The 16,076-nt window shown below is 52.7% G+C and carries 11 protein-coding genes; 8 read left to right on the forward strand and 3 right to left on the reverse strand.

What is annotated here, in order from left to right:
• Nucleotides 1-66 precede the first annotated feature (66 nt).
• On the reverse strand, nt 67-693 hold the full coding sequence (gene upp / locus TU92_RS18405; protein WP_056771320.1) for a uracil phosphoribosyltransferase: 627 nt from the start codon (nt 691-693) through the stop codon (nt 67-69).
• Nucleotides 694-925: 232 nt separating this feature from the next.
• Between upp and purM the strand changes: the two genes are divergently transcribed.
• The 5 genes from purM (at nt 926) to ppx (ending at nt 7,394) form a co-directional block, all read left to right on the forward strand.
• Nucleotides 926-1,963, forward strand: a complete 1,038-nt coding sequence (gene purM / locus TU92_RS18410) for a phosphoribosylformylglycinamidine cyclo-ligase (RefSeq protein ID WP_112168631.1) — start codon at nt 926-928, stop codon at nt 1,961-1,963.
• Between the two features lie 35 nt (nt 1,964-1,998).
• Nucleotides 1,999-2,637, forward strand: coding sequence for a phosphoribosylglycinamide formyltransferase (purN, locus tag TU92_RS18415; protein ID WP_112168632.1), 639 nt, complete (start codon nt 1,999-2,001; stop codon nt 2,635-2,637).
• A gap of 221 nt (nt 2,638-2,858) precedes the next feature.
• The gene (speG, locus tag TU92_RS18420; RefSeq protein WP_112168633.1) at nt 2,859-3,434 is read left to right on the forward strand and encodes a spermidine N1-acetyltransferase; all 576 of its coding nucleotides are present in this window, start codon (nt 2,859-2,861) and stop codon (nt 3,432-3,434) included.
• A 319-nt stretch (nt 3,435-3,753) separates the two neighbouring features.
• Nucleotides 3,754-5,823 carry a polyphosphate kinase 1 gene (ppk1, locus tag TU92_RS18425; protein WP_112168634.1) on the forward strand — a complete coding sequence of 690 codons (2,070 nt, stop codon included), beginning with the start codon at nt 3,754-3,756 and terminating at the stop codon, nt 5,821-5,823.
• Nucleotides 5,824-5,846: 23 nt separating this feature from the next.
• Nucleotides 5,847-7,394 carry an exopolyphosphatase gene (gene ppx, locus TU92_RS18430; RefSeq protein ID WP_112168635.1) on the forward strand — a complete coding sequence of 516 codons (1,548 nt, stop codon included), beginning with the start codon at nt 5,847-5,849 and terminating at the stop codon, nt 7,392-7,394.
• Between the two features lie 97 nt (nt 7,395-7,491).
• On the opposite strand, the gene TU92_RS18435 is transcribed toward ppx, so the two are convergent.
• Nucleotides 7,492-9,723: a sensor domain-containing phosphodiesterase gene (locus tag TU92_RS18435; RefSeq protein ID WP_244207764.1), complete on the reverse strand. Its 2,232-nt coding sequence runs from the start codon at nt 9,721-9,723 to the stop codon at nt 7,492-7,494.
• 523 nt (nt 9,724-10,246) lie between these two features.
• Between TU92_RS18435 and TU92_RS18440 the strand changes: the two genes are divergently transcribed.
• From TU92_RS18440 to TU92_RS18450, 3 genes are all read left to right on the forward strand, one after another.
• Nucleotides 10,247-10,444, forward strand: a complete 198-nt coding sequence (locus tag TU92_RS18440) for a YfgG family protein (RefSeq protein ID WP_112168637.1) — start codon at nt 10,247-10,249, stop codon at nt 10,442-10,444.
• Between the two features lie 36 nt (nt 10,445-10,480).
• Nucleotides 10,481-11,920 (forward strand): magnesium transporter, encoded by a 1,440-nt coding sequence (gene mgtE, locus TU92_RS18445; protein ID WP_112168638.1) that lies wholly within the window; start codon nt 10,481-10,483, stop codon nt 11,918-11,920.
• A gap of 284 nt (nt 11,921-12,204) precedes the next feature.
• Nucleotides 12,205-15,198: a PAS domain S-box protein gene (locus tag TU92_RS18450; protein WP_244207763.1), complete on the forward strand. Its 2,994-nt coding sequence runs from the start codon at nt 12,205-12,207 to the stop codon at nt 15,196-15,198.
• Here the strand turns inward: TU92_RS18450 and alkA are convergent.
• On the reverse strand, nt 15,195-16,058 hold the full coding sequence (alkA, locus tag TU92_RS18460; protein ID WP_244207769.1) for a DNA-3-methyladenine glycosylase 2: 864 nt from the start codon (nt 16,056-16,058) through the stop codon (nt 15,195-15,197). The two genes, TU92_RS18450 and alkA, sit on opposite strands and share 4 nt — an antisense overlap.
• Nucleotides 16,059-16,076 lie beyond the last annotated feature (18 nt).

The following is a 16,076-nucleotide window of genomic DNA, read 5'->3' on the forward strand; positions in this document are numbered from 1 at the left end:
GTTGTATTTGACGAGTAAAAAAAAATCAAAAAAAAGCCGACTTCTCAGTCGGCTATTGCTTGCTGCTTATTTCGTACCAAATATCTTATCGCCCGCATCACCGAGTCCCGGGATGATGTAGCCTTTTTCGTTCAGCCCTTGATCAATCGAGGCGGTGTACAGCTCAACGTCAGGGTGCGCGGCTTCCAGCGCGGCAATCCCTTCCGGTGCAGCCACCAGCACCAGCACTTTGATGCTCTGGCAGCCCGCTTTTTTCAGCAGGTCGATGGTTGCAATCATCGAGCCACCGGTCGCCAGCATCGGGTCAACCACCAGCGCCAGACGTTCTTCGATGTTAGAAACCAGCTTCTGGAAATAGGGTACAGGTTTCAGGGTTTCTTCGTCACGGTACACGCCCACGACACTGATACGCGCGCTTGGTACGTGCTCCAGAACGCCTTCCATCATGCCCAGACCGGCACGCAGGATAGGCACAACGGTAATTTTCTTACCCTTGATCTGATCGATTTCAACCGGACCGTTCCAGCCTTCGATGGTGACTTTCTCAGTTTCTAAATCGGCAGTCGCTTCATACGTCAGCAGACTTCCCACCTCAGAAGCCAGTTCGCGAAAACGTTTCGTGCTGATGTCGTTCTCACGCATCAGGCCCAGCTTGTGTTTCACCAGCGGGTGTTTCACCTCGACGATCTTCATTGTTTATTCTCCTAAGGTGGTTGAGCTGCAAAAAAAAATCGCGAGATTATAACGCCATTTTTTTTCAATGCTACAGCCAATTGCCTGATCTGGATCATCAGGAACCCCGATAGAGTATAGACAGCCCAAAAAGGGTCATCGCATAAGGCGCTCGCAAACGTTTGCCTGCGCTGTTAGAATTGCCCCGCTTTATTCTTCAACCACCAACCCAAACCGCCGTGGGGACTTCGCAGTGACCGACAAAACCTCTCTCAGCTATAAAGACGCAGGCGTAGATATCGATGCCGGTAACGCATTGGTAGATCGCATTAAAGGTGTAGTAAAACAGACTCGCCGCCCTGAAGTCATGGGTGGACTGGGCGGTTTTGGTGCCCTCTGCGCATTGCCGCAAAAATACCGTGAACCCGTACTGGTTTCGGGCACCGACGGCGTTGGCACCAAGCTGCGTCTGGCGATGGATTTGAAACGCCACGATACTATCGGTATCGATCTGGTCGCGATGTGCGTCAACGATTTGATCGTTCAGGGTGCTGAACCGCTGTTCTTCCTCGATTACTACGCCACCGGCAAACTGGACGTCGATATCGCCGCCAGCGTGATAACCGGTATCGCCGAAGGCTGCAAGCAGTCTGGCTGTGCGTTAGTCGGGGGTGAAACCGCTGAAATGCCGGGTATGTATCACGGCGAAGATTATGACGTGGCAGGTTTTTGCGTCGGCGTGGTGGAAAAATCAGAAATTATCGACGGCAGCAAAGTCGCTGACGGCGACGTGCTGATCGGTCTTGCCGCCAGTGGCCCGCATTCCAACGGTTACTCCCTGGTACGCAAAATTCTCGAAGTCAGCAACACCAATCCGGAAACCACCGATCTGGCAGGTAAACCGCTTGCCGATCACCTGCTGGCACCGACCAAGATTTACGTGAAATCGATCCTGAACCTGATCGAAAACGTTGATGTCCACGGTATCGTGCATCTGACCGGTGGCGGCTTCTGGGAAAATATCCCACGCGTATTGCCGGATAACACTCAGGTCATCATCAACGAATCCAGCTGGCAGTGGCCGGATGTTTTCACCTGGTTGCAGACCACCGGTAACGTCAGCCGTCACGAAATGTACCGCACCTTTAACTGTGGCGTGGGCATGGTTGTGGCCCTTCCGGCTGAACTGGCCGATCAGGCGATTGCTTTACTCAATGACAATGGCGAGAAAGCGTGGAAAATTGGCTATGTTAAAGCCTCTGACTCCGCGGAACGCGTGGTAATTGAGTAATCGGGTAAATCAACTGACTGAAGACAGGTAGCGATATGAAAAGGATTGTGGTTCTGGTATCGGGCGAAGGCAGTAATCTTCAGGCCCTGATTGATGCCTGCCAGCAGGGACGAATTAATGCAGAAATCACCGCTGTCTTCAGCAATAAATCCGCCGCTTACGGTCTGGAACGTGCGCGACTGGCAGACATTGCCGCGCACGCGCTGGATGTCAAAGCTTACGAAGACCGCGCGGCGTTTGATGTCGCACTGGCCGATGCTATCGATGAATACCAGCCGGACCTGGTCGTGCTGGCGGGGTACATGCGTATCCTTACTGCCGACTTCGTTCAGCGCTTTGCCGGGCGCATGATCAACATCCACCCTTCCCTGCTGCCGAAATATCCGGGTTTACACACTCACCGTCAGGCGATTGAAAATCAGGATACGGAACACGGCACGTCGGTGCATTTTGTGACGGAGCAGCTCGACGGCGGCCCGGTGATTTTGCAGGCCAAAGTGCCGGTATTTAGCGATGACAGCGAGGATGATTTGGTGGCCCGCGTACAAACGCAGGAGCACAATATCTATCCGCTGGTGGTCAGCTGGTTCGTTGAAGGCCGTTTATCCCTGAAAAACGATCTGGCATTGCTGGATAACAATCCACTACCTGATCAGGGTTACGCAGCGGATTAACCTGCTTAAACGCGATGATTTCACTATAAACCGGCTTCGTGCCGGTTTTTTATTTCCTGTCATTTGACACTTGTTTACAGTTCAGCCGATATAATGGCGTTCCCGGCGCACGTTTAAACGTCGTTTGTGCGCCGACCTTCATCTGGAACACGGTTGTTTCAGATTTCATTTCCAAGAAGGTTACCTCAGGTAAAACGGCTTTATTTTTTGAGGAACACCCCATGTTTAGCAATAACAGCGTCAGATTACGTCCCCTGGAAAAGGATGACCTGTCGTTTGTTCACCGTCTTGATAATAACGCCAGCATCATGCGTTATTGGTTTGAAGAGCCTTATGAGGCATTTGTCGAACTGACCGATCTGTATAACAAACATATCCATGACCAAAGCGAACGCCGCTTTATTATCGAATTCCAGGGCGGGCCGGTCGGCCTTGTCGAGTTGGTGGAAATTAATCATATTCACCGCCGTGCGGAATTCCAGATAATCATTGACCCACAGCATCAGGGCAAAGGATTTGCAGGCGACGCCGTGCGTCTGGCGATGGATTATGCCTTCTCGGTGCTTAACCTCTACAAACTCTATTTAATCGTCGATAAAGAAAATAAAAAGGCGATCCACATCTACAGCAAACTAGGGTTTGAGCTGGAAGGCGAACTGAAACAGGAATTTTTTGTGAACGGGGAATATCGCAGCGCCATTCGCATGTGTATTTTCCAGCCGCAGTTCCTGGCCAAATACAAAACCAAACCGGTACAGATCAAACCGGAAGCCGTAATTGGTGCCAGCGCGGTCTGATTTAATTCATACAGTCCGGGTCAATTTTCTGCTGGTGTAGGGCGTGAATGTCCTTCACCGGTAAGACTTTTCCTGCATATCTCCTGCGTTTTCCCCTCTTTTATTTCATCTGATAAAACTCTCCCTGTTATGTTGGACTTTCCTGTCAATCTTTCGCAATATTGTTAGTAGACACTAGGCCCCTCACACAAAAGGCTTCCTGTTACGTTGACCGTTGGAAAAGCGAACAGCACGAAGATGATGGTGAGCTAAATTGCGGTGTTTTCAGGCGGATTTCGCCTGTATGGGCCAGGTTGCACGCTAAACGAACGGAGTGAAAATGGGTCAGGAAAAGCTTTATATCGAGAAAGAACTAAGCTGGCTGTCCTTCAATGAACGCGTTTTGCAGGAAGCAGCGGACAAAAGTAATCCCCTGATCGAACGGATGCGGTTTTTAGGCATTTATTCCAATAACCTTGATGAGTTTTACAAAGTCCGCTTTGCCGACTTAAAACGACGGATCCTCATCAGTGAAGAACAGGGTTTTCTCGGCGCATCGCGGCATTTGCTGAAAAAGATTCAGGCGAAAGTCCTGCGGATCGATCAGGAGTTCGACAGCCTTTATAACGACCTGTTACTGGAGATGGCGCGTAATCAGATCTTCCTGATTAACGAGCGTCAGGTGTCAGAAAATCAGCAGCTCTGGCTGCGTCAGTATTTCAAACATCACCTGCGCCAGCACATCACGCCGATCCTCATTAATCACGACACCAATCTGGTGCAGTTCCTTAAAGACGATTACACCTATCTGGCGGTCGAAATTATCCGCGGCGATGAGATCCATTATGCGCTGTTGGAAATCCCGTCAGACAAAGTACCGCGTTTTGTGAATCTGCCGCCGGAAGCGCCTCGTCGCCGCAAGCCGATGATCCTGCTTGATAACATTCTGCGTTATTGCCTCGACGACATTTTCAAAGGCTTCTTTGATTACGATACGCTGAACGCTTATTCGATGAAAATGACCCGTGATGCCGAATACGATCTGGTCACGGAAATGGAATCGAGCCTGCTGGAGCTGATGTCTTCGAGCCTGAAACAGCGACTGACCGCAGAGCCGGTGCGGTTTGTTTATCAGCGCGATATGCCTAATGAAATGGTGGAATTACTGCGCGGTAAGCTCGGGATCTCCAACTACGATTCGGTGATAGCCGGTGGCCGTTACCACAACTTTAAAGATTTCATCGGCTTCCCGAATGTCGGTAAAGCCAATCTGGTGAACCGTCCCCTGCCCCGCCTGCGTCATTTGTGGTTCGATAAATTCCGCAACGGCTTTGCCGCCATCCGCGAGCAGGACGTGTTGCTGTATTATCCGTATCACACCTTCGAGCACGTGCTTGAGCTGCTGCGTCAGGCATCGTTCGATCCGAACGTGCTGTCGATCAAAATCAATATCTACCGTGTCGCCAAAGACTCGCGGATTATCGAATCGATGATCCACGCAGCGCACAACGGCAAGAAAGTGACCGTGGTGGTTGAGCTGCAGGCGCGTTTCGACGAAGAGGCGAATATTCACTGGGCGAAACGTCTGACTGAAGCCGGTGTACACGTTATTTTCTCTGCGCCCGGCCTGAAAATTCACGCAAAACTCTTTCTTATTTCCCGCCGCGAAGGCGACGAAATTGTCCGCTATGCTCATATTGGGACCGGGAACTTTAACGAAAAAACTGCCCGTCTTTACACCGACTATTCGTTGCTCACCGCCGATGCGCGCATCACCAACGAAGTCCGCAGGGTGTTTAACTTCATCGAGAACCCTTACCGCCCGGTCTCATTCGAGCATCTGATGGTGTCGCCGCAAAACTCGCGCGACATGCTTTACCGTCTGATCGACCGTGAAATCGCTAACGTTCAGGCCGGTGGAACCGGTGGCATTACGCTGAAAATCAACAACCTGGTGGATAAAGGGCTGATCGACCGTCTTTACGTGGCGTCCAACGTTGGGGTAAAAATCCGTCTGCTGATCCGCGGTATGTGTTCACTGGTGCCCAATCTGCCGGGATTCAGCGAAAACATTCAGGTCACCAGCATCATTGACCGTTATCTCGAGCATGATCGCGTATACGTGTTCGAAAACGGCGGCGATGCCAAAGTCTTCCTGTCGTCCGCCGACTGGATGACGCGCAATATCGATTACCGTATCGAAGTGGCGGTGGCGCTGCTCGATCCGCGTCTCAAACAGCGCGTGCTGGACATTCTGGAGTTGCTGTTTAATGACACAGTCAAAGCCAGAGTGATTGATAAAGAACTGAGCAACCGGTATGTTCCACGCGGAAATCGCCGCAAAGTCCGTGCGCAACTGGCGATTTACGAATATTTGAAAGATCTGGAACAACAGAGTCAGCAAGCCTGAACCCCCTGGAGCGTTACACGATTATGCCCCTTAAAAACAGCTCATTGAGTGCCAAGCCACAGGAAATTGCGGCGATTGATCTTGGATCGAACAGTTTCCACATGGTGATTGCGCGCGTCGTCAACGGCGCCTTGCAGGTGTTAGGCCGCCTGAAGCAGCGCGTTCATCTGGCTGACGGCCTCGACAGTAAAAATGTGCTCAGTGAAGAAGCCATTCAACGCGGGCTGGATTGCCTGGCTTTGTTTGCCGAACGCCTGCAAGGCTTTCCGGATAACAACGTCACTATCGTCGGGACGCATACTCTGCGTCAGGCGGTGAATGCTGAGGAATTCCTCAAGCGTGCCGCAGAAGTCATCCCCTACCCGATCGAAATCATCTCCGGTCAGGAAGAGGCGCGTCTGATTTTCATGGGCGTGGAGCATACGCAACCGGAAAAAGGTCGCAAACTGGTCGTTGATATCGGGGGCGGATCTACGGAACTGGTCATCGGCGAAGACTTCGAGCCGTTGCTTGCCGAAAGCCGCCGCATGGGCTGCGTCAGCTTTGCGCAGATGTTTTTCCCGAACGGGGAAATCAGCCGCAGCAATTTCAAACGTGCACAGCTCGCCGCCGCACAAAAGCTGGAAACGCTGGCGTGGCAGTACCGTCTGCAAGGCTGGCAATATGCGCTCGGTGCCTCCGGCAGCATCAAAGCCGCCCATGAAGTGCTGGTCGAAATGGGCGAGAAAGATGGCCTCATCACGCCGGAACGTCTGGAAATGCTCACCGAAGCGGTGCTGGATTTTAAGAGTTTCGATGCGCTGGATTTACCGGGGCTGTCGGAAGATCGTCAGTCGGTATTTGTGCCGGGCCTGGCTATTTTGCGCGGCGTGTTTGATGCGCTGGCGGTTAAAGAACTTCGTCTTTCCGACGGTGCGTTGCGCGAAGGCGTGCTGTACGAAATGGAAGGCCGTTTCCGTCATCAGGATATCCGTACCCGTACCGCGAAAAGTCTGGCCGAACACTACAATATCGACCGGGAACAGGCGCGCCGCGTGCTGGAAACCACCGAGCAGCTATACAGCCAGTGGCTGGCGCAAAACACCAAGCTGGTTCAGCCACAGCTGGAGTCGCTGCTGAAATTCAGTGCCATGTTGCATGAAGTGGGCCTGAGCATTAACCACACCGGCATGCACCGCCACTCTTCTTACATCCTGCAAAACACCAATCTGCCGGGGTTTAATCAGGAACAACAAACGTTGCTGGCGACTATCGTGCGTTTTCATCGTAAAGCAATCAAACTCGAAGAGCTGCCGCGCCTCAACCTGTTCAAGAAGAAGCATTACATTCCTCTGATCCAGTTATTGCGCCTCGGTGCTTTACTCAATAACCAGCGCCAGTCCACCACCACACCGGAATCCCTGCGGTTATCGACGGATGATAATCACTGGACGCTGCGCTTCCCTGCGGGTTATCTGGCGCAGAATAACCTGGTTCAGCTCGATTTTGAGCGCGAGCAAAGTTACTGGGATGACGTGACCGGCTGGAAACTGATGCTGGAAGAAGAAGACGCCGAAGCGAAAGAAAGCTAAGCGGTTTTGCGTCATGCAATGACGTTGGATGGCCAAACAAAAAGCCCTCAGGCACGTTGTGCACTGAGGGCTTTTTCGTAAGTACTATATCTGCGTGTCAGGCTTGTGGCACGTCCAGCAGCGTCGATAAAAGTTGCGGTTTTCCGACCAGATAACCCTGCATATAATCCACGCCCAGCGCGTGCAGTGCCGCTTTCTGCTCTTCGGTTTCCACATATTCCGCCACAATCGCCAGATGCTTCATCCGCGCCACCTGGCAAATCGACTGCACGATGTAGCTATCCAGCGAATCTGTCAGCATGTTGCGCACAAAGCTACCGTCAATCTTAAGGATATCGGCCTCAATCGCTTTCAGGCGGCCATAGCTGGCGTAGCCCGTCCCGAAGTCATCTATAGCGATACGGCAACCGTAGTGGCGCAGCTCACGCATGGCGTAGTCCGCGTACTTCACGTCCTGCAATAAGTGCGACTCGGTGACTTCCAGCACGATCTGGAAGGGTTCCACCTCGAACTCCTTCATCAGCGCTTTGAAATCGCGGGTGAACGTCGGGCGGCACAGGGTTGATGGCGTAAAGTTGACGGCAAAACGCAGGCTCGGCAGCCGCACGCGGTTCTGGCTGATAAACATCAGCGCGTGCCTGAGCACCCACATATCCATCTGATACGACAGACCAAATTCGTGCACCACTGGCAGGAATTTATCTGGCATGATCAGCGCTTTATCTGAACCTTCCGACATGCGCAGCAGAATTTCATGATAGCTGTCTCCGCGCACGCCCAGGATCGGTTGTGCCATCAGTACAAATCGGTCGTCATCCAGCGCGCGCTGGATTTTATGCAGCATATCGACTTTGTCTCTGATTTCAGTCTGCACCTGGCTGTGATCGCTTTTATTCGATTCCGGCTTTCCGGTGGTCAGCGACATTTCGGCAATCCCGCTCAGTTCACCCAGCAAAATCGGCAGATGTTCGACCGGCGAATAGACCGTGCAGTAAGACAAGCCGATATTCGGATGCAGCGGTAAACCGTTCCAGATCAGCCGAAAATCTTCAACGTACTCATACAGCTTAATAAGTTTTTCGTCGACATTGTCACAGTTCAGCCGCAGAACCAGATCGTAGCCTGGCAGGTGATAGACTTTTTCACCGGGCTGTAAGTAAGGCTTCAGCCCCATTGCCAGCTGCCGTTTGAACTGGATACGCAGCTGCATTCCGTAATTACGGCTCAGCACATCCATATCCGAAACACGTACAAAGCACAGCAGCGAGCGCGGATATACCGCCAAATCCCGGTTAAAAGCTCGCAGATTAGGCAGACCAAATACCGGATCCTGCAGCGCTGCCGCTCTGAATTTTTTCATCAGCAGCCGCTGGCGTGAAGAAATCACCGCCATCAGCAACAGCGTGAAGGTATAAACCAGCATCAGGGCGGAGACAAAAACCAGATTATGAATAAAGTTTTGCTCAGAGATAAAGCCCTGATAGTTATGAAACAGAATGGTGAGGATAACGGTCCACACGATGCTGATGAAGTAATAGCCGTAACGCAGTGCGCCGAACAGCAGCACCGGGAACAACAGCGTGAGCGTATAATCACTGAGCAAAATTTTCATGAAAGGCTCGCTCAGCCCCTCGATGCACAGCAACCCTACCATCGTACACAGAAGCGTAAACCACACCACGATTTCCAAAGACTTCACGCTCGGTGCGCACTGCTTACGCAACATCATGCGTAACACGCGCCAGTAACGTGGCTGCCGCAGAATGCGGATCACCAGATAAATCAGATGCGAGTTAAGCAGGATCCCCAGAATCATGGACTGAAGATTAATCAGCGTACGCAGCGTCATGAATTCGCGGGTCGCCATGCCCAGATACTGCGGCAGCAGACCACTTTCCACTACGATTTGCAGCACAATAATGAAGAAGAACGTCAGGAAAATCAGCAGCCAGCCGACGCGTACCCACGGCTGACTCATCAATCCGAGCGGCGCGGACCAGCGGCTTCCCGCCTGCCAGCGATATCCCAGCCAGGCAAGAAACAGTGACGTGAAGTAAATCACCGTCATCAGCGTGCCCATTTCCACACCCACGCGCAGGTAATAGCGCAGGAACAGTGCCAGCACGATGCCGGGGAATGCCGCCCAGTCAAAGACCATCAGCAGCGCCACGCAGGTCGCGAGCGGCATATAAATCAGATATGTGCGACCTTCCGGCAACGTAATGATCGGAGAGAGCCAGGAGGTGATGGGGATCAGCACCATCGCGCAGAAGATCGGAAGTCCCCACCATTTATGGCGCAGTGCATTCCAGGAAAAGAATTTTTGCATCGGGTCCATCGTCAGTTTTGCGGATATGAGTCATGCCGCAGTAAAGGTATCAGGATGAAACGGGCATCATGAAATCGTCGGGCGACAATGACGACAGGCTCCGCATTCAATTATCGTCATAAAAATGTCATTTCACAGAAACCAGCAGGAAAAAAGAAAAACAGCGGAGGTCGGTGTCATAAATCCAAAATAGAGCTGAATTCTAATCGGCTTTATATTAATGCTCTTGATACTGATCAATAAACACATTCTTCAAATTTTTGACTAAAAAGACCTTAAACAATTTCTCACGTGATTAACAAATTAACAAATACATTCAAAACAATGAGATTAACTTTAAACATATAGATTGTCTGAATGGTAATGTCATCCCGCGACTTCACTTATCCGTGAAAATAAACCGCACTTTTTGCTTTTTGCCTTTATCTGGAGAGTCGTTTAGTTGTGCGTTATATTGTAACCGTTATCATTTACATCTTTTATCACTGCCACCGGAGCAAAAATCCCCTTAACGGACTTTACTATGTCTCGAAAATCCAACATCAAGTTGATGACGAAAATTGTGTTGTCGATAAGCTTTATTATTTTGTTCGGACGTCTGGTCTACTCCGCTGTCGGCGCGTATTCGCATCATCAGAATCAAAAGCAAACTCAACGCGAAGCGCAGACCGAAGCACGTCCTGAACACACTGATACGACGAAATCCATACCGGCGCCCTGAAGGCCTGCCGGACGTAAAAAAGAGAAAGGACCCTGAATGTCTGCCGAAAAACCAAAGAATTACGGCCAAAAGCTGGCGGAAAGTCGCCGCCGGATCCTCGATCTGCTGCTCAACACCGATGAACTCGCCGACAGTATTCTCGGGGAAGAGATTGAGGTTGATGACGCCACGCGCGCACAACTCATGGACTACACCGCAGAACTCAGCGCGCGGGTACAAAAACTCCACGCAGCCGACGTCGCCGACGTACTGGAAGCGTTACCGATCCGCGAACGTCTGGCGCTGTGGCGGCTGGTCGAACCGGCCGCGCGCGGTAAAGCGCTGGTCGAGGTCTCAGAAACCGTCTGGGATAGCCTGATCGAAGAAATGAGCGACAAAGAACTGCTGAAAACCATGTCGCTGCTCGACGTGGACGATCAGGTATATCTGGCGGAATACCTGCCGCGTGATCTGACAGGCCGCGTACTCACGTCGCTGGAACCGAAGCAGCGGGAAAAAGTCCGCGAAGTCATGAAGTTCAACAAAGAATGCGTGGGCCGTATCATGGATTTCGAGCTGATGACCGTCCGCCCGGACGTCACTCTCGCGACCGTACAGCGCTTTCTGCGTTTGCAAAAAAGTATTCCACAGGCCAGTGACAAGTTGTTTATTACCGATCGCAAAAATACCCTGCTCGGCGAACTGCCGCTGACCGCGATTTTGCTCAACCCGCCGGAGACGAAAGTCGCCGACGTGATGATTACCGATCTCACCAGCTTTGAGCCGGAAGACAAAGCAGAAGATGCCGCCAGCGCGTTCGAACGTTATGACCTGATTACCGCACCGGTAGTGGATAAAAAAGGCAAGCTGATGGGGCGCCTGACGGTGGAAGAGATCGTCGACTTCGTCAACAACGATACCGACAGCAATCTGCGCCGCATGGGGGGTCTGAGCCCGGAAGAGGATGTGTTTTCTCCGGTCGGCAAAGCGGTCCGTAACCGCTGGGCGTGGCTGGCGATCAATCTTTGTACCGCTTTTATTGCGTCGCGCGTTATCGGCTTATTCGAACATACGATTTCGCAGCTGGTCGCGCTGGCCGCACTGATGCCGATTGTCGCCGGGATTGGTGGTAACACCGGTAATCAGACCATCACGATGATCGTGCGCGGTTTGGCGCTGCACCATGTGCAGGTAGGAAACCTGAAATTTCTGATGTTCAGGGAGCTCGGCGTGGCGCTGATCAACGGTTTAGTCTGGGGCGGCCTGATGGGTATCGTCACCTGGCTGCTGTACGGCGACTGGGAGATGGGTGCTGTGATGACGCTGGCGATGATCCTAAATCTGCTGCTGGCTGCCCTGATGGGTGTGATTATTCCGTTAACCATGGTGCGCATCGGCCGCGATCCGGCTATCGGTTCAAGCGTGATGATTACCGCGCTGACTGACACCGGTGGCTTCTTTATTTTCCTCGGCCTCGCCACAATCTTCCTGATCTGATGACGGTCTTCCGGCCTGCGGGCCGGTAATTTCCCCTTTTCGCAAAACAATCACAACAACAGCCCTGAAAACCTCGTTTTATTTCTGTAACGGATTATTCGTTATCGCCGAAAGAGTGATGTAGAATTCATACTAATAATCCTAAAATAATAATCATTCACACCGACACAACGTGAATCGGCTGAACAGGCCTTATCTCCAGTGAGCCGGTGATAAATAACAGCAAAAACAAGCGTCAATGTTACTGCCTGCTGCTCATTGCCAGTCAGAAAAAGGTTTTCACCGTGGAAAAAAGTAAACCGACCGCTTTCCTTGTGGAAAAGGTCAACTGGAAAGTGCCTCTCCTGACTGGCATTGCCATTTGTCTGCTGGCTCTGGCGTGTCTGAATATTGTCCAAAAAACCGCCAGTCTGGCAGGATTATGGTTACCCACGGCGTTTCTGATACCCGTGCTGTTCCATCACCGCTATCTGGACTGGATCCCGCTGCTTTGCGCCGCGGCGTTAGGTATTGCTGCCGCGCATTCCCTGATGGGATCGCACATCCTCGGTTATCTGCCCTACACCCTCAACAATCTGATTGAGGCGACGCTGTGCGCCCTGCTGCTGCGTCGGGCGTTGCCGCAACAAGATCCCCTTTCCGGCCTGAGTCACTGGGTGAAGTTTTTGGTCATTGCGGTGATTTTCTGTCCGCTGGTCAGCTCAGTGATCATGATGATGTTCATTCTGCACATCCATACCTCGGCGCAATTACAGGAGCGTTTTGCCACCTGGTTTATGTCCGAAGCGGTGGCAATCCTCGCGCTGACCCCGCTGGGGCTTATCTACCAGCGGGGTTATCTCACGCAAATTCTGACTTCCCGCCGCCTGATTGAATTGCTGGTCACGCTGATTGTGACGCTGACGCTCGGTTTTATGGCGCTCAAATGGCTGCCTTACACCTTCGCGTTTATCACCATTCCTTTGCTTTGGGCTGCCATTCGTTTGCCGCGCATCGAGGCATTTATCATTTTCCTGTCGATGACGCTGATGATTGCCCTGCTGCAAACCAGCGGCATTATTACCGTCCAGCCTCATGCTATTCAGATCCCACAAGGGCTGATCTTCCTGCCGCTGTTACTGATTCTGCTGCCCGCGAATGCGATGGCAATGGCGATGCACGCCCTGCGCACCGAGAAATCTCACATCACCCAGAGCGAAAACCGTTTTCGTAACGCGATGGAGTATTCGGCGATTGGCATGGCGTTGGTCTCGCCGCAGGGCAAATGGCTGCAGGCGAACAAATCACTGTGCAAGCTCCTGGGCTATGACGCGGAATACCTGAAAACGCTGTCGTTTCAGGACATCACCCATCCTGAAGATTTAGGTAAAGATCTCGCCTTGCTCCAGCAGCTGTTAGACGATGATATTCAGAGCTATAACATGGAGAAGCGCTACCTGTGCCGCAGCGGCGAAATGGTTTGGGTGCTGCTGGCGGTTTCACTGGTGCGAGATGAGAACCAAAATCCGCTCTATTTCATCTCTCAGATTGAAGATATCACCGAGCTGAAACACACCGAAATCACCAATAAGCGGCTGTCCGAAGCATTGCATGAAGAGAAAGAGCTGCTGCACATCACGCTGAACTCTATCAACGAAGCCGTGATTTCGACTGACCGCGATCTGAATATCACCTTTATGAATCCGGTGGCTGAGAAGATGACCGGCTGGAAAGAGGCGCAGGCGCAGGGGCAGCCGGTTGGCCGGATTGTGCATATCACTAAAGGGCCAGACGGGCCGTTGCTCGACAATTTGCAACAGTTCGATATCAGAGAAAATCTGCACTCGTCCGTTGAACAATCGTTAGTTTTACACGGCCACAGCACAGGCCTGTTTGACGTCCAGCTGGCGGTTTCACCGTTGCGTACGCTGAAAGATGAGCCGATCGGCATCGTGCTGGTCTTGCAGGACGTCAGTAAATCCCGTGAGCTGATGCGCAAACTCAGCTACAGCGCCTCGCATGATTTACTCACTGGTTTAGCCAACCGCGGCAGTTTCGAAAAAAGCCTGAAAAAAGCACTCAGCCTGACGGCAGTACAGCATCAGGCGCACAGTCTGGCGTTTATCGATCTCGACCGTTTCAAGGCAATAAACGATACTGCGGGGCACGCGGCTGGCGACGCATTACTGCGTCAAATCAGTACGCTGATGCAGGATCACATTCGCAACAGCGATCGTCTGGCGCGGCTGGGCGGCGATGAATTTGCGCTGATCCTGTTGGATTGTCCGCTGGATCAGGGGCTGAACTCCCTTCAGCAGCTGGTGAATAAGATCAACGCGTTCCAGTTTGTCTGGGAAGACCAAATTTACCGCATCGGCGCCAGCGCCGGGCTGACGTTAATTAACAATGCCAATATCAGCGGCAGCGAGTACATGGCACAGGCCGATGTCGCCTGTTACACCGCCAAACACAACGGCCGCGGACGGGTCTTCACCTATGAGTCGCGGCAAAAACTGCAACTTTCCTCGCACACGGCGCTGTTCCGCCCCGAGGACATCACCCGTATTTTGAGTGAGAATCAGATAACCCTGCATTGCCGCGCGGCGTCGCCGCCTAAAACACCGCTGTCGGTGTGCTTCTATCAGATGTCTTTACAGCTGGCGATCCCCAACCAGATGGCGCAAACCGCCGAACTGTTCCTGCAGGCCGCCCATTTCTACGACATGATGCCGCAAGTGGACCACTGGCTGTTACGCCGTGTGCTGACCGATTACGGGCAGGGCATTGCCAATAAAGGCATTTGCGTGGCGATCCCTGTGTCGACGGAAGGCTTATTGCAGCCAACCTTGCGCGCTGATTTGCTGGGGATGCTCGATGAAACGCCGTTGCCGACGTCATCCATCAACCTGATGATTGACGACGCGGTCCTGTTAAAACACCCGGATTTACGGGTGTTTATTGCTGAAATACGTCGTCGCGGCTGCAAAATTGTGGTGCAGAACATTGGCAAGAACATGGTGGAATTTAACCAGCTGCCGGCTGATACGGTGGATTACGTACAGATCGACCCGAGTTTTATGGCACAAATCCATTACAACCAGATGCATGAAGTGCTGGTGACCATTTTGCACGGCAACACCCACCGGCTGAATGCTCAGACGCTGGCGGGACCGGCCGATATCACCGAGACACTGGAGAAATTGACCGGGATAGGCATCGATCTGGTTGGCGGCGATACCATCGCCCCGGAAACTTCGCTGGAAAAACTGCTCAACACCGGCTATTTCGGTATTCACTAAGGCGTGTCTGGCTGCCAGTCATTGTTGAACCATAAATGCAGCGTGGCGTAGGTGCGCCACGGTTGCCAGATTTCGGCATAGCGGGCGATTTTTCCCGGCGTCATGCCCGGAAAACGCTGTTTGATCAGATAATCCCCACCAAGGAAAACATCCGGCGCTGACCAGGCGCGCATCGCCACATAACTGGCGGTCCAACTGCCAATGCCGGGCATAGCCAGCAGCATTTTGATACTGTCCTGCGCATCGGTCATTTCATCGAGCGGTAACCGCCCTTCTTCCACCGCCTGCGCCAGCCCGATCAGACAGGCCGCGCGTTTCGCCTGCACGCCAATCCCGCGCAAATCATCCACCGTCAGTTGCCCGACAGTCGCCGGTGATGGGAAGAGATGCGTCAGTGCCGCAAACGGCGTACTCACCGGCTCGCCCCATCTCTGCGTCAGCCGCGTGGCCAGCGTCGCTGCCATTTTCACGCTAACCAGTTGCCCGAGGATCGCCCTGACCACCAGCTCAAAACGGTTCACACAGCCTGGCAATCTCAGCCCGATGGCATTTTCCGCCAGTGAACCTAGCCCGGCGGCGATTTGCTGCGGCTCTGCATCCAAATCCAGCAACCGTCGCACCTGCTGCGCAACGTTGTCCGCAACGGGTTCCAGCGACGGCGAAACCTGCAGCTCGACGCTGTGCTGCCCGGCTAAAGGCCGCAGCCTGATCCAGCCGGTCAGCCGTTCGCCGCTGTGCTTCACCGCCAGCGTGCGCTGGTAGAATTCGCCGTCCTGCTGCTCGACGCCCTGCAAAGCGCGCGCGCCAAGAAAGGCCGTCATCCACTGCCAGTCGTACGGTGGTTGATAGGTCAGAAGCATTGTAGTCACAGGACGATC

Source organism: Rahnella inusitata, from assembly GCF_003263515.1.
Lineage (GTDB): Bacteria > Pseudomonadota > Gammaproteobacteria > Enterobacterales > Enterobacteriaceae > Rahnella > Rahnella inusitata.